Annotated in this window: 21 protein-coding genes; 14 read left to right on the top strand and 7 right to left on the bottom strand. The window is 42.1% G+C overall.

The annotated features are described in order from the left end of the window. The first annotated feature begins 103 nt into the window (after positions 1-103). The 10 genes from VR862_RS03275 to VR862_RS03230 all read left to right on the top strand — a co-directional run bounded on the left by VR862_RS03275 (position 104) and on the right by VR862_RS03230 (position 8,532). Positions 104-418 (top strand): hypothetical protein, encoded by a 315-nt coding sequence (locus VR862_RS03275; RefSeq protein WP_324719515.1) that lies wholly within the window; start codon positions 104-106, stop codon positions 416-418. Positions 419-420: 2 nt separating this feature from the next. After that, entirely contained in the window at positions 421-909 is a 489-nt protein-coding gene (locus tag VR862_RS03270; protein ID WP_324719514.1) for a DUF2231 domain-containing protein, read from the top strand. A gap of 130 nt (positions 910-1,039) precedes the next feature. Continuing rightward, positions 1,040-2,377 (top strand): MBL fold metallo-hydrolase, encoded by a 1,338-nt coding sequence (locus VR862_RS03265; protein WP_324719513.1) that lies wholly within the window; start codon positions 1,040-1,042, stop codon positions 2,375-2,377. 9 nt (positions 2,378-2,386) lie between these two features. Next, positions 2,387-2,746 (top strand): DUF3703 domain-containing protein, encoded by a 360-nt coding sequence (locus VR862_RS03260; protein ID WP_324719512.1) that lies wholly within the window; start codon positions 2,387-2,389, stop codon positions 2,744-2,746. Between the two features lie 127 nt (positions 2,747-2,873). Further along, positions 2,874-3,359 (top strand): biotin/lipoyl-containing protein, encoded by a 486-nt coding sequence (locus VR862_RS03255; RefSeq protein WP_324719511.1) that lies wholly within the window; start codon positions 2,874-2,876, stop codon positions 3,357-3,359. Between the two features lie 43 nt (positions 3,360-3,402). Then, a complete protein-coding gene (accC, locus tag VR862_RS03250) occupies positions 3,403-4,845 on the top strand; it encodes an acetyl-CoA carboxylase biotin carboxylase subunit (RefSeq protein ID WP_324719510.1) in 1,443 nt (480 codons plus the stop codon). Positions 4,846-4,862: 17 nt separating this feature from the next. Beyond that, on the top strand, positions 4,863-6,404 hold the full coding sequence (locus tag VR862_RS03245) for an acyl-CoA carboxylase subunit beta (protein ID WP_324719509.1): 1,542 nt from the start codon (positions 4,863-4,865) through the stop codon (positions 6,402-6,404). Between the two features lie 180 nt (positions 6,405-6,584). Beyond that, positions 6,585-7,478, top strand: a complete 894-nt coding sequence (locus VR862_RS03240) for an NAD(P)-dependent oxidoreductase (RefSeq protein ID WP_324719508.1) — start codon at positions 6,585-6,587, stop codon at positions 7,476-7,478. Between the two features lie 78 nt (positions 7,479-7,556). Continuing rightward, positions 7,557-8,114, top strand: a complete 558-nt coding sequence (locus VR862_RS03235; RefSeq protein ID WP_324719507.1) for a YeeE/YedE family protein — start codon at positions 7,557-7,559, stop codon at positions 8,112-8,114. Between the two features lies 1 nt (position 8,115). Continuing rightward, a complete protein-coding gene (locus tag VR862_RS03230; RefSeq protein WP_324719506.1) occupies positions 8,116-8,532 on the top strand; it encodes a DUF6691 family protein in 417 nt (138 codons plus the stop codon). On the opposite strand, the gene VR862_RS03225 is transcribed toward VR862_RS03230, so the two are convergent. Both VR862_RS03225 and VR862_RS03220 read right to left on the bottom strand, forming a co-directional pair. Then, on the bottom strand, positions 8,529-8,882 hold the full coding sequence (locus VR862_RS03225) for a hypothetical protein (RefSeq protein WP_324719505.1): 354 nt from the start codon (positions 8,880-8,882) through the stop codon (positions 8,529-8,531). The genes VR862_RS03230 and VR862_RS03225 overlap by 4 nt on opposite strands. Before the next feature lie 160 nt (positions 8,883-9,042). Continuing rightward, positions 9,043-9,669: a trimeric intracellular cation channel family protein gene (locus VR862_RS03220; protein ID WP_324719504.1), complete on the bottom strand. Its 627-nt coding sequence runs from the start codon at positions 9,667-9,669 to the stop codon at positions 9,043-9,045. A 141-nt stretch (positions 9,670-9,810) separates the two neighbouring features. Between VR862_RS03220 and trxB the strand changes: the two genes are divergently transcribed. Further along, on the top strand, positions 9,811-10,782 hold the full coding sequence (trxB, locus tag VR862_RS03215) for a thioredoxin-disulfide reductase (protein ID WP_324719503.1): 972 nt from the start codon (positions 9,811-9,813) through the stop codon (positions 10,780-10,782). Positions 10,783-11,136: 354 nt separating this feature from the next. Here trxB and VR862_RS03210 read toward each other — a convergent pair whose 3' ends face one another. From VR862_RS03210 to VR862_RS03200, 3 genes are all read right to left on the bottom strand, one after another. Continuing rightward, positions 11,137-12,828, bottom strand: a complete 1,692-nt coding sequence (locus VR862_RS03210; protein ID WP_324719502.1) for a PspC domain-containing protein — start codon at positions 12,826-12,828, stop codon at positions 11,137-11,139. Beyond that, the gene (locus VR862_RS03205; RefSeq protein WP_324719501.1) at positions 12,821-13,165 is read right to left on the bottom strand and encodes a PadR family transcriptional regulator; all 345 of its coding nucleotides are present in this window, start codon (positions 13,163-13,165) and stop codon (positions 12,821-12,823) included. The genes VR862_RS03210 and VR862_RS03205 overlap by 8 nt, the downstream gene beginning before the upstream one ends. A 68-nt stretch (positions 13,166-13,233) precedes the next feature. Further along, on the bottom strand, positions 13,234-13,755 hold the full coding sequence (locus VR862_RS03200; RefSeq protein ID WP_324719500.1) for a DUF4870 domain-containing protein: 522 nt from the start codon (positions 13,753-13,755) through the stop codon (positions 13,234-13,236). Positions 13,756-13,898: 143 nt separating this feature from the next. On the opposite strand from VR862_RS03200, the gene VR862_RS03195 reads away from it, so the two are divergent. From VR862_RS03195 to VR862_RS03185, 3 genes are all read left to right on the top strand, one after another. Further along, complete coding sequence (locus VR862_RS03195) at positions 13,899-14,351, top strand: DUF4442 domain-containing protein (RefSeq protein WP_324719499.1); 453 nt, start codon at positions 13,899-13,901, stop codon at positions 14,349-14,351. Positions 14,352-14,517: 166 nt separating this feature from the next. Next, positions 14,518-15,318, top strand: coding sequence for a TIGR00266 family protein (locus VR862_RS03190; RefSeq protein WP_324719498.1), 801 nt, complete (start codon positions 14,518-14,520; stop codon positions 15,316-15,318). 127 nt (positions 15,319-15,445) lie between these two features. Beyond that, positions 15,446-15,643: a hypothetical protein gene (locus VR862_RS03185; RefSeq protein ID WP_324719497.1), complete on the top strand. Its 198-nt coding sequence runs from the start codon at positions 15,446-15,448 to the stop codon at positions 15,641-15,643. Between the two features lie 50 nt (positions 15,644-15,693). On the opposite strand, the gene VR862_RS03180 is transcribed toward VR862_RS03185, so the two are convergent. Next, on the bottom strand, positions 15,694-16,635 hold the full coding sequence (locus VR862_RS03180) for a LysR family transcriptional regulator (protein ID WP_324719496.1): 942 nt from the start codon (positions 16,633-16,635) through the stop codon (positions 15,694-15,696). A gap of 239 nt (positions 16,636-16,874) precedes the next feature. After that, positions 16,875-19,100, bottom strand: a complete 2,226-nt coding sequence (locus VR862_RS03175) for an NADP-dependent isocitrate dehydrogenase (RefSeq protein ID WP_324719495.1) — start codon at positions 19,098-19,100, stop codon at positions 16,875-16,877. Positions 19,101-19,598: the final 498 nt, after the last annotated feature.

Below are 19,598 nucleotides of genomic sequence, written 5' to 3'. Positions count from 1 at the left end.
GACTTTTGTTACATAGATACTCCAACATTTTGGGAAGAGCAGGCTTTTAGGTACATTTGAGGATCCAAAAAGAGCATTTACAAAACCAATTTAAATTAAACGTATGAAAACCACCCTATTAAAAACTGTCGTATTTTCTACTATTTTCTTATTCTTTGCCTGCGGGGAAAGTACAGATGTTGTAGAATCGGGAACTTACCAGGGAACTATCGAGGAGGTAGAAGCAGATAAGACCGAGATCTATGTTGAAACCGATGACGATAAAACCCTTGAACTTTATTTCACCGAAACTACAGAACTTACCCGCAATGGAAGTGTAGTGGAGTTCTCTACTTTAGAAGAAGGAATGAGAGTGGAGGTTGATGTAGAAAAAGAGGGCAAGCGATTAAATCCTCTGGCAGTAAGAGTTCTTGAATAAAAATGCAAGAAATACCTGAATTCTGGCGGACAGAGGTGTTTCATCCTCTGTCTGTTCATTTTCCCATTGCCTTACTGGTTGTAGCTTTCTTATTTAAAGTAGTTGCTTTAAGGTTTTCCAGGGAGGTGTGGGAACTGGGAGGAACAATTCTGCTTATTGCCGGTGTAATAACCCTCTGGATCGCAATTTTTACCGGAGATATTGCCGATGGTGTTGTTTCAAGAAAGATCTGTGATCCCACTATTTTAAAGGACCATGAAAATCTGGCTTGGACAACCGCATGGATCTTCTCTGGCGGACTTCTATTAGACCTATTAAGGCAATTAAAATATCCTGTTTTTCGCAATATATTTACAAGACTTCTCATGATCTTGCTCCTGGCTATAGGTACAGGTACGTTAGGTTATACAGGACATTTAGGTGCAACCCTGGTCTACCAACAGGCTGCGGGAGTGTATGTGCCTTCGGGAAACTGTGCCGAATTTGAATAGAGGAACCAGCAAGGGCTGCCCCCGAAGCTGTCAGTAACATGAGTTACCGACTTACCTCTTAAAAAAGGGTATTTTTGCCTCGATTTTTATCGGGAGTGACCGATAGTTCATTAAATATAAATTCAACATTATGAAGATAAAGCAATTCAAAGATAGTCCACTGGCGCACTATTCCTATGCTATTGTTAGTGAAGGTAAAATGGCACTGGTTGATCCGGGTAGAAATCCACTTCAGTACTACAATTATGCTGAAGAGGAAAAGGCACAGATCGTTGCTGTTTTTGAGACTCATCCTCATGCAGACTTTGTAAGCAGCCATTGCCAGATCCATGAGCAAACCGGCGCGACCATATATGTGAGTAAATTACTTGGAGCAGATTACGAGCACAAGGCCTTTGATGAGGGAGATTCTGTACAAATAGGGGAGGTGACCTTTAAAGCTATAAATACTCCCGGACACTCTCCGGACAGCATTACTATTGTTGCCGGGGACGAGAAAGAAACAGCTCTTTTCACAGGTGATACCCTTTTCATTGGAGATGTTGGGCGGCCAGATCTGCGGGAGAAAGTGGGGAATATGACTGCAAAAAGGGTTGAACTGGCAAAAGCAATGTACAACACAATGCAAACCAAATTTAATGACCTGCCAGATGATGCACTTGTTTATCCTGCACATGGTGCCGGATCCCTTTGTGGTAAGAACATGAGTACAGATTCATCAAGTACTTTGGGTAATGAGCGTAAGTACAACTGGGCTTTCGGGGAACAGACAGAGGAAAAATTTGTAGATACCATACTTCAGGATCAACCTTTCATTCCGCATTACTTTGGATTTAATGTGGATGTTAATAAGACCGGGGCAGAAAATGTGCAGAAAACAAAAGCCGCAGTTAAACTTCAGCTATTAGTGGATAAGCTGGAGGATGGGATTACTATTGTCGACGTGCGTGATGGCGATGCCTATAAAAAAGGCCACTTGCCAAACAGTATAAATATAATGGCACGTAACGAGAATGATAAATACGAAACCTGGCTCGGAGCAATAGTAAAACCGGAGGAGCCTTTTTACTTGGTTGTGGAGAGCATAAGACAGGTTCGGGATATCCTGGAAAGGACCGCCAAAATTGGATATGAAAAACAATTGAGAGGAGTTGTCACCCTGGCGGCAGATGTTTCTAAGAGATCGGATGAATTCGACCTGCAGGAATTCAAAGAGAATAAAAATAAATTTACCATAGTAGATATCAGGAATGATAATGAAGTAGCACAGGGAAAGATCTTTGATGATGCAATTGCAATTCCGCTTAACGAATTGAGGGAGCGTGCTAACGAAGTACCGGCCGATAAGCCTATTTTAGTCCATTGTGCCGGCGGTTACAGATCCTCTGCGGGTAGCAGTATCCTGGAAAATCATTTCCCTAAGACTAAAGTTTTTGACCTGAGCGAAGATATAAGGAAATTTAGTTAGTTTTCATTAATGAAAGTAAACACCCACATATCTAAGCGGCTTAGATATTATTACTTGCGGGAGCTGGTACAGTATCGTGCAGCATTTCTTGAAGGGAATTTAATTCATGCCTGGCATCATCTTGAACGGGCACATGTAATTGGGCAATCTTATCCATATGAGCACACTTATGCGCATTGGCTTATGCTGAAGTTTGGATTTGCAATCAAGGATTCTAAGGAAGTGTTAGGTCAAATCCCACGACTATTGATAGGTGGGGTAAAATCTTTTGTCGGAAAGATCCCTTTAGGTAATACAGGAGGTGCAAATGTACCACCCCTTAGGCCCATGCCTTTACCAGAAGATATTCAGGCCCTCTTCAGGCACTAATAAAACCGAAATCAGAAATTAAAGCCACCTTCAAGGGTGGCTTTTTTGATGCCTCATATTCACAAATTCTTAAAACTAGAGCATAATATTTTTTTATATTTACCAAAAGCGCATAAAAACCGCATTTATGGAAGAAAAGTATAAAGTTACGGTAGATGGAAGTATGGAGTTCGAGTTCACCCGTGAACAGGTGGAGGCACTGGATCTTCAAGAGATTTCAAAAGGGATGGCTCATGTACTTAAAGATCACCGTTCTTTTAAGACCCACCTTCAGGATTCCGATTTTTTGAACAGGTCCTACATCGTTAGAGTTAATTCCCGGCCTTTCGAGGTCAGGATCTCCAATGAGTTGGATCTTTTGATCGAGGAAATGGGACTTAGTCTTGCTGCTGCACAGGTCATTAATGATATAAAAGCGCCAATGCCGGGACTTATTATGGATGTACAGGTTAAGCAGGGAGATGAGGTTAAGGAAGGAGATTATCTCCTGGTACTCGAAGCCATGAAAATGGAAAATACTTTGACCGCACCCCGGGATGGAATAGTAAAATCTGTAACTGTTCAAAAAGGGCAAACGGTAGACAAGAATCAGTTGCTCATTGAAATGGAATGAAATCCATCTTTCAATTCAAAGCATCAAATTCCAATAGAATAGCATGAAAAAAATATTAGTAGCGAACAGGGGGGAGATCGCCCTAAGGGTAATGAAAACTGCCCGGAAAATGGGAATTCATACCGTGGCAGTATTTTCGACTGTTGATCGAAATGCACCCCATGTCAAATATGCCGATGAAGCAGTATGTATTGGAGAGGCACCTTCCAACCAGTCTTATCTCATGGGAGAAAAGATCATTGAAGTGGCAAAAGAGCTGGGCGTGGACGGGATACATCCGGGATATGGATTCTTAAGTGAGAACGCCGACTTTGCCGAAAAGGTGGAACAGAACGGGATCACCTGGATTGGTCCCGGGTCTAAAGCCATAAGGATCATGGGGAGCAAACTTGCTGCAAAAGATGCGGTGAAGGAATATGACATTCCTATGGTGCCCGGTATCGATGAAGCCATTACAGATCCCGAAAAAGCAAAAAAGATCGCAGCCGAAATTGGTTTCCCTATTCTCATAAAGGCTTCGGCAGGAGGTGGAGGAAAGGGAATGCGGATAGTTGAAAAGGAGAAAGACCTGGAAGACCAAATGAAGAGGGCGATCAGTGAAGCTGAGTCTGCTTTTGGAGACGGTTCGGTCTTTATAGAAAAGTATATTGGAAGTCCGCGGCACATAGAGATCCAGGTCTTGGCCGATACCCACGGAAATTACCTGCATCTTTTTGAACGGGAATGCAGTGTACAGCGTAGGCACCAGAAGGTCGTGGAGGAAGCTCCTTCGGTCATTCTCGATGAAGAACTCCGGAAACAGATGGGAGAAGCTGCAGTGAAGGTTGCTAAAGCCTGTGATTATGTTGGTGCGGGAACGGTGGAATTTCTTATGGATGAGAACCGCAATTTTTACTTCCTTGAAATGAATACACGCTTGCAGGTGGAACATCCTGTCACGGAGTTAATCACCGGAGTTGATCTTGTGGAGCAGCAAATTAAGATCGCAAGAGGAGAAGCTATTTCCTTCTCCCAGGAAGATCTTCGAATTTCCGGGCATGCGGTAGAGCTTAGAGTTTATGCCGAAGATCCCCTGGAAGACTTCATGCCCAGTGTAGGACTACTTGAGAAATACCGGGGCCCATCAGGAGAAGGGGTGAGGTTGGATGATGGATTTGAGGAAGGGATGGAAGTTCCTATTTATTACGACCCCATGCTCGCCAAACTTATTACTTATGGCAAAACCCGGGAGGAAGCTATTCAAAGAATGTTACAGGCCATAAATGAATATGAAGTAAAAGGAGTGAGTACTACTTTGCCTTTTGGAAAATTTGTTTTTGAACACGAAGCTTTCCGAAGCGGAAATTTTGATACACATTTCGTAAAGAAATATTATTCAGCCGAAAAATTGGAGGCCAAGACACGGGAAGAGGCTGAGCTGGCTGCATTGGTTGCACTGAAGCAGTACTTGATTGACAGGCAGCAGCTAAGATTACCTAATAAATAATTCTGAAGCAGAGATCTATGAGTGAGAATACACAAAAGCTAAAGGATAAAGTGGCCGAGGCCCTGAAGGGTGGCGGTGAAAAACGAATAGCCAAACAACACCAACAAAAGAAACTTACCGCCCGTGAAAGGGTAGATTATCTATTGGACGAAGGTTCCTTTGAGGAGATTGGCATCCTCGTAACCCATCGTACCACCGATTTCGACATGGAGAAACAGCAGTATTATGGGGATGGAGTAGTTACCGGATACGGAACCATCAACGGCCGACTTGTCTATGTATTTGCCCAGGATTTTACTGTTTTTGGCGGGTCACTCTCCGAAACACATGCCGAAAAGATCTGTAAGATCATGGACCACGCGATGAAGGTGGGAGCACCGGTCATTGGACTAAACGATTCGGGAGGAGCAAGGATACAGGAAGGGGTGAGATCCCTGGGAGGATATGCAGATATTTTTTATAGAAATGTACAGGCTTCAGGAGTTATTCCGCAAATTTCGGCCATAATGGGACCCTGTGCCGGGGGAGCAGTCTATTCTCCAGCCATGACAGATTTTACGCTCATGGTCCAGGATACGAGTTATATGTTCGTTACCGGGCCAAACGTGGTAAAAACGGTGACCAATGAAGAGGTTACTTCCGAAGAACTGGGAGGTGCCAGTACGCATTCCACGAAAAGCGGGGTTACCCACAGGACTGCTGCTAATGATATAAGTTGCCTGGAGGATATCAAGAAGCTCCTTAGCTATATGCCGCAAAACAACAAGGATACTCCCGAAAAGCTGCCTTACAATTTTGGAGATGAGGTGCGGGAGGAACTGGAGTCCATAGTGCCGGATAGTTCTCATAAACCTTATGATATGCATGAGGTGATCAAGGGAATCATAGATAAAGATTCCTTTTTTGAGGTCCATAAAAATTACGCCAATAATATTATAGTAGGTTTTGCTCGGCTTGGCGGAAGGAGCATTGGAATTGTAGCTAATCAACCTATGAGCCTTGCCGGAGTCCTGGATGTGGAATCTTCCAGAAAAGCTGCCCGATTCACCCGGTTCTGTGACTGCTTTAATATTCCGCTATTGGTGCTGGTGGATGTTCCGGGCTTTCTTCCGGGAACAGACCAGGAGTGGAACGGGATCATACTTCACGGAGCAAAACTGCTCTATGCACTAAGTGAAGCTACCGTACCAAGAGTAACGGTAATCACCCGAAAAGCATATGGAGGAGCTTACGACGTGATGAACTCCAAACATATTGGTGCCGATCTTAACTATGCCTGGCCAACAGCCGAAATAGCAGTAATGGGAGCCAAAGGTGCAAGTGAGATCATCTTTAGAAAAGAGATCAAAGCTGCCGATGATCCCGAACTTAAACTTTCGGAAAAAGAAAAAGAATACGCCGAGAAATTTGCCAATCCTTTTAAAGCTGCACAACGAGGCTTTATTGATGAGGTCATCATGCCGCGTGATACCAGAAGAAAACTGCTAAAGGCCTTTAGCATGCTGGAGAATAAAGAGGTGCTTAGGATAGACAGGAAACATGGGAATATCCCGCTGTAGCCTGCAGTTATTCAAAGTTTAAGATTCAAAGTTCAAGGTTTAAAGTGGCCGGTTTTAGTTACGGATTAAAGGTATGTGAAATGCCTTTATTAAATATCTCCTAGAAAATAAACTGTATAAAAACCTCTACCGTCTACCGTCTACCGTCTACAGTCTCACATCTAAAATCTCATAACAAACATGAAATTCCAGAAGATCGTTTGCGTCGACTACACCAAACTAGAACCATGGGCGCTGGAGGAGTTGCAGGGACTTAGTGAAGAAGAGATTTCAGTCTACGGGGATGTGCCCGAAAGCCAGGAGGAAACCGTCAATAGAATTGAAGATGCCGACGCTGTTATTGTATCCTGGAAAACGCCAATTCCTGAGGAGGTAATTAAACAGTGTCCAAACCTCAAGTACATTGGCATGGCCTGCAGTCTCTATGACGATGCATCGGCCAACGTGGCGGTAAACTATGCACGTAACAAAGGAATAACTGTAACCGGAATAAGAGATTATGGAGATCCCGGGGTGGCCGAGTTTATTATTGCGGAACTGGTGAGGCTTTTCCACGGTCTGGGTCCATACCAATGGCGTGAAATGCCGGTTGAAATCACCAATAAAAAGATCGGGATATTAGGATTGGGAGTTACAGGGCAACTATTGGCTAAATGCCTTCAACCTTTTGGAGCAGATCTTTACTACTACAGTAGGACACGGAAAAGGGATCTGGAGGACAAGCTGACCTACCTTCCGCTGCGGGAACTATTAGAGACTGTAGATGTAATTTCCATACATCTACCTAGAAATACCACGATCTTAAAAGCTGCCGATTTTGACATTTTTGGGACCGGTAAAATTCTTATCAATACCTCACTGGGTCTGCCGTTCGAAGAAGAAGCCTTTAAAAGCTGGATAGAAAGAGACGGGAATTTTGCCATTTTTGACGGGGATGGGAAAAAAGAACTTTCCGAAGAAACTGAAAAGCAGCCGCGAATGATTACAGCAAACAAAAGTGCAGGTTGGGCGGCCGAGACCCAGAGAAGACTTTCAGAAAAAGTCCTGAAAAATATTAAAGATTTTCTTCAGTAATTGTAGCATCAGGTTTCGTGATGGGCCATTGATCCAAAGGAAGTCCGGGAAGCTTTATATTTGCTGAAAATTGCTCTTATGGAAATCATTTTTGAACCCTGGCCCTGGTATGTCTCGGGCCCAATGATCGCACTTGTTATGTTCCTGCTCATCTTCATGGGTAAGAAATTTGGAATGTCTTCAAACCTCGAGACCATGTGCAGTATGTGTGGGGCAGGTAAAAGCACTTCGTACTTCAATGTTGACTGGAAAGGGAGCCGCTGGAATTTAACTGTTATGCTGGGTGCCGCCATAGGTGGGTTTATAGCCGCCCATTTCTTATCCATCAATGAGGAGGTAGAAATAGCCGCTAATACCATTGAAAATCTACAGGAGCTGGGTTTTCATAGTGCGGGAAATGCCTATCTGCCCGAAAGACTTTACAGCTTGGAGGCTTTGACTCAGCCAGGACCACTTTTGATCTTATTGATCGGTGGCTTGTTAATTGGCTTTGGAGCACGATATGCTGCGGGTTGTACTTCAGGTCATGCTATCTCAGGTCTAAGCAACCTGCAACTTCCATCATTGATCGCCGTTATCGGCTTCTTTATTGGCGGCCTGGTCATGATTCATTTATTGTTTCCCTTAATATTTTAATATGAAAAGAACAGCAGGATATTTGTTGATAGGAATCTTTTTTGGAGTCGTGATGTACAAATCTGAAGCTGCATCCTGGTTTCGGATTTATGAGATGTTCCACTTCGATGCCTTTCACATGTATGGGATCATAGGTTCAGCATTATTCCTTGGAGTCATTGGAGTGCAGCTTATCAAAAGAAGTAATGCAAGATCTTTTTTTGGAGAGCCCATAAAAATAGCCCCTAAAGAAAGAGGCTTCAAAAATTACTTTTTTGGAGGTATAATTTTTGGACTGGGCTGGGCTTTGGCAGGAGCATGTCCCGGGCCTATCTATACCCTTATTGGAGCCGGTTATGTATCTATTCTGGTAGTTTTGATTGGGGCATTAGGGGGCGCTTTCCTTTACGGATTGCTTCGGAAGTATCTTCCTCATTAACGGGTGGCACATGCGAAAGACGATCTGCCATGAACAGAGAGCTCGTAGATCATTCCTTCCCGCCATTTCTCCCCGTCAAGAATTTGATCCTGAAGTTTCTTCTGAAGAAGTTCTACTACTTCAGGGTCTTCGGAAGAAACGCTCACATACTGGATGCTGTTTTCTTCAGAAATAGAAAAGAATACAGTTATAGATTTTCCTTCTCTAAGGGTATGGTCGGTATCCCGAAGTAGTTGTTCAATTTCAGCAGAAAGGCTGTTAAGATCATAAATCCTTCCCGATTTCTCGGCGTAGATAACTGTACTTACGGTGATCGCTAAAGTCAACAGTAATAATTTAAAACGTCTCATGATGCAAATCTTTAAAAGTTAATATCAAATTCTTCGGGGGATTTTGATTCTTTACTTTAAAGACTTCCTGAAAATGAATTTGTTACAGATTTAATAAATTTTTCCCGGTAAATTTTCCCTGTTATCATAAAGAGGTCTCAAAAATGACCTTTTTGAAGGGCTATTTTTGATCTGAAAGATAAAAGGAGGGTAAGGAGATTTGGAATTTGACTGCCAGTAACCTTATAAGAATTACGGTGAGGGAGGTGAGGACATAGATCAAATCTTGTTGCATTCCCGCTTCATACAGCATGATAAACGCCATGCCACCCACAATGCACGCGGTTGCGTAGATCTCCTTCCTAAAGATCACGGGGATCTCATTACAGAGAATATCTCTAATAACTCCGCCAAAAGTACCTGTCATGGTGCCAAGGGTAATGGAAATAATGGGATTTAGATCGTTCTGTATTCCTATTTCAACTCCTGTAATAGTAAAGATCCCCAGGCCTATTGTATCAAAAAGAAAAAGAGATTTTTTCAGATGGTCCAGATATTTCCTGAAGATAATGGCAAGTATGGTCACAAAACCTATTAAATAAATATAGATGGTGTTTTCCATCCAGGTGACGGGGGTGTTTCCAATAAGAGTGTCACGTATGGTGCCGCCACCAATGGCTGTCACAAAAGCAATAATAAAGATCCCAAAAAGATCAAGTCGCCGGTTCATGGCCGAGAGTGCACCCGAGATGGCAAAGGCTATGGTTCCCAGCAGGTCCAGGATATTAAATAGGGATAGTTCGATCATGCTGCAAAGGTATAGGAATAGTGGCAGCTTCTAAAGTCTTCTGCTTAAAGCTAAGCATATACTTATATAGTAAATCTGTATACCCAAACCTGTAAGTTTTATTTGAAAGTTACTACTTTTACAGGAAGAAATTTTTTGACCATGAGCGAAACCAGAGAAAGAATTAAGTGCTTAATAATAGGATCGGGACCGGCAGGATATACTGCTGCCATTTACGCTGCCAGGGCAGATCTTCACCCGGTAATGTATACAGGATTGGAACCGGGAGGACAGTTGACTACAACTACCGAAGTGGATAACTTTCCGGGATATCCCGAAGGTATTGATGGACCTGCGATGATGATCGACCTTCAAAAGCAGGCTGAAAGATTTGGCACAGAAGTGCGTATGGGAATGGTGACCGAAGTTCAGTTTAGTAAAGAAAATGGCGGAATTCACCAGGTATGTGTAGACAATTCGACCTGGCTGGAAGCCGAAACCGTGATCATCTCTACAGGGGCGACTGCAAAATACCTGGGACTTCCCAGTGAACAAAGACTAAGAGGAGGCGGAGTATCAGCTTGTGCTGTGTGTGACGGATTCTTTTATAAAGGCCAGGATGTGGCGATTGTTGGAGGAGGGGATACGGCGGCCGAAGAAGCTACCTATCTCGCCAATATTTGTACAAAGGTAACCATGCTGGTACGAAAGGATGAACTGCGGGCTTCCAAAGCCATGCAGCACAGGGTCTTCAACACCAAGAACCTTGAGGTACGTTTCAATACCGAAGTTGATGAAGTGCTGGGAGAACAGGTGGTAGAAGGACTTCGGGTGGTGAATAACCAAACCGGTGAAAAAGAAGAAATCAAGATTACCGGACTCTTCATCGCTATTGGACATAAACCTAACACAGAGATCTTTAAGGGTCAGCTGGATATGGACAGCACGGGATATTTGATCACCCAGGGAAAAAGTACAAAAACGAACATTCCCGGAGTTTTTGCATCCGGCGATGTACAGGATAAGGAATACCGACAAGCGATCACCGCTGCAGGGACAGGTTGTATGGCGGCTCTAGATGCCGAAAGGTACTTGGCTACTGTAGAAAGCAGTGAAGAAGTAACCGCAAAGTAGATTTCCCTGTAATTGGAAAATTAAAGGCTGTCAAAAAAGGCAGCCTTTTTTTATGACTTTTGTCTGGAGGTCCTCACCAGCAACAATAACTTTAATTTTTGATTAATAGTATCCTGAATCTTAGATTGTTTGCTTTAATGGGATTTCCTGAAAGAGTTTAAATAACGTCATAAAAAAAGACTGCTCCCAAGAGCAGCCTTTTCCATTCAGGTATAATTTTTTAACAATCTCCGGATTCTTGGACTGAATAAACTTTTTCAGTTTTCACTTCCTCAGGAACTTCAGTTTTAACTTCTTCGCCTATAGAAAATAACAGGCTGAGAAAAGTGGCAACTAGAATTTCGAAGAGGGTGCTCATGGCTCAGGGATTGTATCTGTTTCAGTCATTACCGGTTCTTCCTCCAGGAATTCTTCCTCTGTACTTTCTTCAAAGCTGTCTTCGGTGTCCCAGTCGTTTTCAGAATCTCCCCAGGGGTCTTCTTCCTCTTCGGGGCAGTCGAGACATTCAGCGCCCTCTCCGGTAATCTTTAGATATCTTTCCTCATAGCCGTTGTGCAGAATATCTCCGTAGTAATCGGTGTTCCTGTGGAAGGAATATGTATTATCATTAGCATATAATACTGCCCCTACCGGAAGGAATAAAGTTACCTGCACCTTTTGTTCCCTGTATTTGTTAGCGGGATCTGTAGTGAGAATACCACCTAGGTTCAAACGACCGTTGGAATAGTTGGAAGTGTAATAGATATCTTCTGCTCTTTCCCTTGCTTCATCGTAGGTCTTACCTTCAGCCATTTTAATAATCTCCATTCTACCGGTAGAATCTGAAGTAGATTTGACGATCAACTGCACATTCTGGGACCAAATCACTTTCTGGTTATTTTGGTTGTAAGAAATATTAAAGTCATTTGACTGGTATGGGGTAGAGTTCAACTGTGGGTCACCTATCATATTCACGTAAAGCGTATCATTTGCTGTTACAGGAAGGTTTTCGGTAATTCTTACCTCTCCGTCAAAAGCTCTTTCGGTAGCCTGCTGGATTCCGAAGAAAATCAATCCCAGAATAGATATGATCCAAAGCCCTAGAAGTACAAGTTTCGCAGTGCGTCCTATTGATCTCAGGTTTTTTACCAGGATCTTCAATCCCAGAATAAAGAGGAAGAAGAATGGAATTCCTACAGCAAAGAAAGCAAGCAGGGATATGATCCAGATGCTATCGGCACCCGGGCCTACTATCTCGACATAATCTGTCCATGGGGCTTCAATGATGCCAAAAGTTCCTATAGAGAACAGGCCAATAAATAGTCCTATAAGAGTGGCTCCTGCAATTAACAGCAGGAAAATTCCAATAAGCTTTACAAACAGGTTGAGAAAGAATTTTACGACATCACCTACTGCAGTTGCAGCTGAACTTGCTCCGGCCCTGGCTTTATAACCATACTTCTCGTAGTTGATGTCCTTCATCTTTCCCGACACATCATCAAAGCCCTCTCTAATTTTGCGTTCGATATTGCTAATGGTTACCGGCTCCCCACGCATGGCAAGCTTATCGGCAGTAGTTTTAGCTTCGGGCACGAATATCCAAAGCGCGATATATATAAGTATGAATGCACCTGTAGAAAAAATGGTGAGCAGGATCCATAAAATTCTTATCCAAAGGGCATTTATACCCGTGTAATGTGCCAAACCTGAAGAGACACCTCCAATGTAGCTGTTCTCGGTATCGCGGAAGAGTTTCTTTCCTCTGGTCTTTCTATAGACTGGCTCATCTTCAAAGATCTCGTCATCCAGTACATAATCTTCAGGTTGTCCCATAACAGAGATCACTTCATCCACTTCCCTTAGTCCTATAACCTGTTTCTCATTCTTGATTTTTTCTGAAAATAATTCGGCTATACGGGCTTCGATATCATGAATGATCTCTTCCTGGCCAGAAGTATTTGTGAGAGACCTTTTTATAGCCTCCAGATAATGTTGCAGCCTGGCATAAGCATCCTCATCAATATGAAAGAAAATGCCGGCAAGATTTATATTGACTGTCTTATTCATGATTTTTAGGTTTTTGGGTAGTTACTATCGTCACTGCTGTTTGCAGTTCGTCCCACGTATGGGTGAGTTCTTTTAGAAAAATTTTACCGGTCTCTGTAAGGCCATAATATTTTCGTGGCGGTCCACTGGTTGATTCTTCCCAGCGGTAAGTGAGTAATCCGGCATTCTTGAGGCGGGTCAACAAAGGGTAAATGGTTCCCTCTACCACCAGGAGTTTTGCACTTTTCAAGGTCTCAAGAATTTCGGCTACATAAGCGTCATTATCCTTGAGGACAGACAAAATGCAGTACTCCAAAACACCTTTGCGCATTTGTGCCTTTGTGTTTTCAATCTTCATAGTGTTTGGTTTTGAATGTTGTTGAACTGTTCATTTTTTGATTGATTGATGATTAATTGATGAAAATTTTATTCCGGTGCCTTATCGGGCTCTTTGGAACCGGGTTCTTCCTGCGGTTCCTGGTATTCTCGGGAATTCAGGAAATTGATGGTCAATGGGTATTGGTAAAGTCGACCTTCACCTGCTCTTATGGTCGCCGACACAACTGCGTAAAGATTTAGAACAAAAAGTGCCAGCAATAGTAGGATCATGGTCATTATATAGATGATCACCGGACCTGCTTCCAGCGGATTTCCAATCCATTGATGGTGATCATTGATGTAAAACGACCCTTCGAAATTCATGTTGAGGCCAATGATGATCGCCCCGGCAATGCCTATCATAATTAGAAAGAAAGCATACAAAAAGAGACTTATCTGAAAATTAAGAGCCTGCTTTCCATGCTCATTTACAAAAGGATCTTTCTTCTTGGCAGTCCAAAAGATCAATGGGAATATAAAATTCCCGAAGGGAAAGAAGAACTGCGTGAAGGTCGATAAGTGGATCAATGCTGCCACTGTTCTGTCTTGATTTGGTGATTGATTGTTCATTATGATTGATTTTCTATTACAAATATATATCTTAAAAACAGTATTATGCAAAACAAAGTACTATAATTTTTATTCAGCCTTTAAATTTTAACATTTTAGTGTTTTAAATAATTTGAATACTTTTAGAAAAATCTTCAGCAACTATGGAAGTTTCTTCCCAAAAATTGAATTCCTTTTTGATGTTTAAGCTTCCCAGTGCCTGGCTTTGCGGAGTGAGAGTGACAGAGATCGATGCAACTCATTGTGTAACTGCAGTTAGGCATCGCTGGATCAACCAGAATCCTTTCAATTCTCTCTATTTTGCAGTACAGGCAATGGCAGCCGAACTTAGTACGGGAGCCCTGGTAATGATCGAAATCAGGGCTTCAAAAACTCCGATTTCCATGCTTGTTGCTCAAAACAGGTCCCGGTTTACAAAAAAAGCGACAGGAAAGATCTCATTTATATGTAATGATGCCAACCTTGTCTCTACTGCCATTGAAGAAGCCATCAAAACAGGAGAGGGGCAAACCTTTTGGATGCGCTCCCGGGGATTAAATGAAGAAGGGCAGGAGGTTTCTGTTTTCGAATTTGAATGGACAATTAAAGTCAGGTAGCGGTTGGTGGTTAATAGTTAGTAGTTAATAGTTAGTAGTTAATAGTTAGTAGTTAATGGTTTATAGTTATTAGTTAATAGTTGTAGTGGAGAGTTCTAACTCCAAGCTCGACAACCTTAAACCTTGAACCTTAAACCTTAAACCTTAATCTTTAAACCTTTAAAAGATGAACGCACACGAAATAGATTACGAGATCTTCGGAGAAGAGATGCAGTATGTGGAGCTGGAATTGGATCCACAAGAGGCTGTAATTGCTGAAGCCGGAAACTTCATGATGATGGACAACGGCATAAAAATGGACACCATTTTTGGGGATGGATCAAAACAGAATGAAGGTTTTCTGGGAAAAGTTCTGGGAGCCGGAAAGCGCTTACTTACCGGAGAAAGCTTGTTCATGACCATCTTTACCAACCAGATACAGGGAAAGAAGAAGATCAGTTTTGCTTCCCCTTATCCGGGAAAGGTCATTCCTATAGATCTCACTGAATACGGAGGGAAATTCATTTGCCAGAAAGATGCCTTTCTTTGTGCTGCAAAGGGGGTGGCTATAGGAGTGGAGTTTAGCCGAAGACTGGGCCGAGGGTTCTTTGGAGGTGAAGGCTTCATTATGCAAAAACTCGAAGGCGACGGAATGGCCTTTGTGCATTCGGGAGGTACTACTGCCAAAAAGGTACTGCAGCCGGGGGAAAAGCTTAAAGTCGACACCGGTTGTATCATAGGATTTACTAAGGATGTTGATTATGACATCGAATTTATAGGAGGTATTAAAAACAGCCTTTTTGGAGGAGAAGGATTGTTTTATGCTACCTTAACAGGACCGGGAACCGTTTTCGTCCAATCCTTGCCTTTCAGTAGGCTTGCGGGTCGTATTCTAGCCGCAGCACCACAGGGTGGAGGTAAGGATAAGGGAGAGGGTAGTATCCTTGGCGGCCTCGGAGATATCGTTAGTGGAGATAACCGGTTTTAGTCTGTTAAATTAGCTTCATCTTGTTCCGGATTAAGAAAAAATTCCTATTTTTATATCGTCAACGAAAACGATTTCGCTTATTGGTAACCACTACTTATTCTAACCAAGGTTAACTAATTTATTAATTATGGCAAGAGCGATGTTTGAGTACACCAAAACTGTATTAAATAAAGTAAGTTTTGATGTAACTCTGTTCTGCAAAGAAGTGAAAAAAGCGCTTCAACGTCTATTACCTTATGAAATAGAAGAATTGAAGCTTTACATTTTTTCACTAATTCGGCAAAATCCCGAATTAAATCAATGTTTAATTTATCTTAATCCTTAGAAATAAAAAAAGCGGCTTTAAAAGAGCCGCTTTTTTTGTACAGTCTGGTGCTATTTTTTGTGAAGCGGACTAATGATCTGTACGTTGTGAAAGGCTATTGCACCCTTGACAACTCCCGCAATAGTATTCCTTAGAGCTTCAATTATCTGCATCTTCAGCTCACTTTTGTTATAAATAAGACTCACCTCCCTTGCAGGATTGGGCTCCGTGAACATTCTAATGTTTTTCTTTTCTCCCTCCTTTAGATCCAGCGTATGCAGATAGGGCAGAAGCGTCATTCCCAAACCTTCGTTGGCCAGTTTGATCATGGTTTCAAAACTTCCGCTTTCCAATTGAAAATGATCTTCATCTGTATTGCGGGTTGCCTTGCACAAGTTGAGAATACCATCTTTAAAACAATGGCCGTCCTCCAGGAGCAGGATGTCATTTAGATCAAGGTCCTTTACCTGAATTTTCTCTTCAGAATGCAGCCTGTGTCCCTGCGGAATATAGCCCACAAAGGGTTCATAATATAGCGCCTGTTCTTTGATCCCCGGAAGCTCAAGAGGTGTGGCAGCGATTGCTGCATCCAGGTGACCGTCCTGCAGTTTCTCAATTATGGCTTCGGTGTGTAATTCTTCGATCTTTAGCTTGACCTTTGGATATTTTTTTATGAAGTTATTGAGAAACATAGGTAAAAGGGTGGGCATGATAGTGGGGATAACGCCCAATCTAAACAAGCCTCCTACGAATCCTTTTTGCTGGTCAACAATATCTTTTATCCTGTCGCTTTCATTCACAATATTCCTTGCCTGCTGTACGATCTTGCGCCCTGTCTCGGTGAGCTCAATGGGCTTCTTACTGCGATCGAATATGAGCACGTCCAGTTCTTCCTCAAGTTTTTGGATCTGCATGCTCAACGTCGGCTGAGTAACAAAAACCTTTTGTGCAGCTTTGGTGAAATTTTGATGCTCTGCAACAGCTAATACATAATGTAACTGGGTAATGGTCATTTGTTCCTTTTGATTAAGTTCAGGTGCAAAAGTATTTATTTTTTCTATAGTAGTAATAAAAAAAGTCTCGTTTATCTATAACCCGGCGTTATCTGAATCTCAATTCTTCCCTTATCTTATATATCAGACACCAATAAGAGCAGTGAAAAATGATATTTTTGGATGCTCATTATCTGTTGGATAAAATGCAAAGAGCCGGGTTTTCCCGGCTCCTCTGTTATTGGATCAAAAGAGATTTTCTATTCTCCTCTAAGGATCTTATTGAAAGTTTCACTAGGTCTCATTGCCTGGTTCACTTTGTCTTCTTCAGGTTGATAATATCCTCCAATATCTACCGGAGCTCCCTGGGCATTAAGAAGTTCCTTCAGGATCTGGTCTTCATTTTGTTTCAGTTTTTCACCAACCTTCTTAAAATGATCTTTTAACTCCTGGTCTTCATTTTGTTCAGCTAAAGCCTGAGCCCAATATAAGGCCAGGTAAAAGTGACTTCCCCTGTTGTCAAGCTCATTCACCTTTCTTGACGGAGATTTATTGGTTTGCAGAAATTCTTCTGTAGCCTTGTCCAATGCATTTGAAAGGATCAATGCCCTCTTGTTGTCATATTTCTCTCCCAGGTGTTCAAGGGAAACTGCCAGGGCAAGAAATTCTCCTAATGAATCCCAACGCAGGTGACCTTCTTCCACAAATTGCTGTACGTGTTTAGGGGCAGAACCTCCTGCACCTGTTTCAAACAATCCGCCACCATTCATGAGTGGTACGATAGAAAGCATTTTAGCACTGGTTCCAACTTCGAGAATTGGGAAAAGATCAGTCAGGTAATCCCTAAGTACATTTCCGGTCACCGAAATGGTATCTTTTCCTTCCTTCAGCCTCTCAAGGGTGTACTGGGTAGCTTCCTTAACAGACATTATCTTAATTTCAAGTCCCGAAGTATCGTGGTCCTTGAGATAAGTGTTTACCTTTTTGATAAGTTCGGCATCATGAGCTCTTTCCTTATCAAGCCAGAATACTGCAGGACTGCCCGTAGCCCTGGCGCGATTGACTGCAAGCTTCACCCAATCCTGTATAGGTGCATCTTTTGTTTGGCAGGCTCTCCAGATATCTCCTTCTTCCACCTCATGTTCAATTAGTACTTTTCCATCCTGAGAGACGATCTGTACCTTGCCAGATTCTTTTAGTTCAAAAGTCTTATCGTGGGAACCATATTCTTCGGCTTTTTGAGCCATAAGACCAACATTAGGTACTGTACCCATAGTAGTAGGATCAAAAGCGCCATTTTCTTTACAGAATTGGATGGTCGTCTCATAAAGATCAGCATAACTGCTATCAGGAATTACAGCCTTAGCATCCTGAGGATTCCCTTCTGCATTCCACATCTTTCCTGAAGTCCTGATCATTGCAGGCATGGATGCGTCAATGATCACATCACTCGGCACATGCAGGTTGGTTATTCCCTTGTCAGAATTTACCATGGCAAGATCCGGTCCCTCCGCGAGGTCTTTTTCAATATCTGAATTTATTTTCTTTTGTTTTTCTGCCGGAAGTTTGTTGATGGCGCTAAGTACATCCCCAAGTCCACTATTTGGATCGGCGCCTGCTTCCTGCAGCTCCTGTCCATACTTCTCAAAAATATCTTTAAAGAAGACCTTTACTGCATGACCAAAAATAATAGGGTCTGAAACCTTCATCATTGTTGCCTTCATATGCAGGGAGAAAAGCACTCCTTTATCCTTTGCATCTTTTACCTGTTCTTCAAGGAAATTAATGAGCGCCTTTCTACTCATGAAAGTTCCATCGATAATTTCCCCTTTTTGAAGCTGAAGGTCTTTTTTTAATAGTGTAGTACTATCTGAAGCAGTTTGGAGTTGAATATTAACTTTTGTAGCCTCCTCCAGGGTTACAGATTTTTCGTTGTGCTTAAAATCATCGCTGTCCATGGTAGCTACATGGCTCCGTGAGTCTTTGCTCCATTCGCCCATGGAGTGAGGGTGCTTTTTTGCGTAGTTCTTGACTGCTTTTGGAGCTCTGCGATCTGAATTTCCTTCTCTTAGAACCGGGTTTACAGCACTACCTTTAACTTTATCGTATTTTTCCTTTATCTGCTTTTCTTCTTCAGTTTTAGGTTCATCGGGATAATTAGGAAGATCGTATCCCTTCTTCTGCAACTCTTCAATTGCTGCCTTCAACTGAGGAATGGAGGCGCTAATATTCGGTAATTTTATAATATTGGCTTCGGGTTGCTTTGCCAACTCGCCCAACTCAGCCAGGTCATCAGAAACTCTTTGATCTTCTTTGAGTCTGTCGGGAAACTGAGAGAGTATTCTTCCTGCAAGAGAAATATCCCGGGTTTCAAGGGCGATATTAGCAGGTTTTGTAAAAGATTCTACAATTGGTAAGAGTGAATATGTTGCGAGGGCAGGAGCCTCGTCAGTTTTGGTGTAAATAATTTTAGGTGTGTTCGACATATAAAATATTTTATTTTTTGATCAAAGTGTGTGCAATTTACCATTTTTCGGGCTCATTTCACAGGAGGAAACCAGAAGATCGTGAGGCTTTAGAAGTAAAACGGCAAAAAAAAGCCATTTCACTATTTGAATAATGAAATGGCTCTAATGAAATAACAATGAATTGCTGAACTTTTACATTCTCAAGTGAAATCTATATTTCACAAGCAGGTTGTTATTTCATCTGGATCAATTTACATTTCCCAAAAGAGTGTGTGTAAATGATCCTAAAACGTTTTTACCAATTAAACCAACTATGCACTAGTCATATTGTTATTCAAAATGGTAAAAACCGATGTAAAGATCTTTGCTCTACATTAGGGCTTTAAGAAGAATTCCTTGCGACATTCTTTTGCTTAAAACTCTTATTTAAATTTACGAAACCTAAATGAACCCCGCAAGCATTTTAAAGTCAGACACTTATAAATATTTCTTAAAAATTCATAGCCATAAAAAAAG

Source organism: Salinimicrobium aquimaris, from assembly GCF_035607535.1.
Lineage (GTDB): Bacteria > Bacteroidota > Bacteroidia > Flavobacteriales > Flavobacteriaceae > Salinimicrobium.
This window is presented reverse-complemented; position numbering and strand designations above follow the sequence as displayed.

Bases quoted from the DNA above. Each gene is read 5' to 3' on its own strand.
- VR862_RS03275 (WP_324719515.1), top strand. From the start codon at position 104: ATGAAAACCACCCTATTAAAAACTGTCGTATTTTCTACTATTTTCTTA.
- VR862_RS03270 (WP_324719514.1), top strand. From the start codon at position 421: ATGCAAGAAATACCTGAATTCTGGCGGACAGAGGTGTTTCATCCTCTG.
- VR862_RS03265 (WP_324719513.1), top strand. From the start codon at position 1,040: ATGAAGATAAAGCAATTCAAAGATAGTCCACTGGCGCACTATTCCTAT.
- VR862_RS03260 (WP_324719512.1), top strand. From the start codon at position 2,387: ATGAAAGTAAACACCCACATATCTAAGCGGCTTAGATATTATTACTTG.
- VR862_RS03255 (WP_324719511.1), top strand. From the start codon at position 2,874: ATGGAAGAAAAGTATAAAGTTACGGTAGATGGAAGTATGGAGTTCGAG.
- accC (WP_324719510.1), top strand. From the start codon at position 3,403: ATGAAAAAAATATTAGTAGCGAACAGGGGGGAGATCGCCCTAAGGGTA.
- VR862_RS03245 (WP_324719509.1), top strand. From the start codon at position 4,863: ATGAGTGAGAATACACAAAAGCTAAAGGATAAAGTGGCCGAGGCCCTG.
- VR862_RS03240 (WP_324719508.1), top strand. From the start codon at position 6,585: ATGAAATTCCAGAAGATCGTTTGCGTCGACTACACCAAACTAGAACCA.
- VR862_RS03235 (WP_324719507.1), top strand. From the start codon at position 7,557: ATGGAAATCATTTTTGAACCCTGGCCCTGGTATGTCTCGGGCCCAATG.
- VR862_RS03230 (WP_324719506.1), top strand. From the start codon at position 8,116: ATGAAAAGAACAGCAGGATATTTGTTGATAGGAATCTTTTTTGGAGTC.
- VR862_RS03225 (WP_324719505.1), bottom strand. From the start codon at position 8,882: ATGAGACGTTTTAAATTATTACTGTTGACTTTAGCGATCACCGTAAGT.
- VR862_RS03220 (WP_324719504.1), bottom strand. From the start codon at position 9,669: ATGATCGAACTATCCCTATTTAATATCCTGGACCTGCTGGGAACCATA.
- trxB (WP_324719503.1), top strand. From the start codon at position 9,811: ATGAGCGAAACCAGAGAAAGAATTAAGTGCTTAATAATAGGATCGGGA.
- VR862_RS03210 (WP_324719502.1), bottom strand. From the start codon at position 12,828: ATGAATAAGACAGTCAATATAAATCTTGCCGGCATTTTCTTTCATATT.
- VR862_RS03205 (WP_324719501.1), bottom strand. From the start codon at position 13,165: ATGAAGATTGAAAACACAAAGGCACAAATGCGCAAAGGTGTTTTGGAG.
- VR862_RS03200 (WP_324719500.1), bottom strand. From the start codon at position 13,755: ATGAACAATCAATCACCAAATCAAGACAGAACAGTGGCAGCATTGATC.
- VR862_RS03195 (WP_324719499.1), top strand. From the start codon at position 13,899: ATGGAAGTTTCTTCCCAAAAATTGAATTCCTTTTTGATGTTTAAGCTT.
- VR862_RS03190 (WP_324719498.1), top strand. From the start codon at position 14,518: ATGAACGCACACGAAATAGATTACGAGATCTTCGGAGAAGAGATGCAG.
- VR862_RS03185 (WP_324719497.1), top strand. From the start codon at position 15,446: ATGGCAAGAGCGATGTTTGAGTACACCAAAACTGTATTAAATAAAGTA.
- VR862_RS03180 (WP_324719496.1), bottom strand. From the start codon at position 16,635: ATGACCATTACCCAGTTACATTATGTATTAGCTGTTGCAGAGCATCAA.
- VR862_RS03175 (WP_324719495.1), bottom strand. From the start codon at position 19,100: ATGTCGAACACACCTAAAATTATTTACACCAAAACTGACGAGGCTCCT.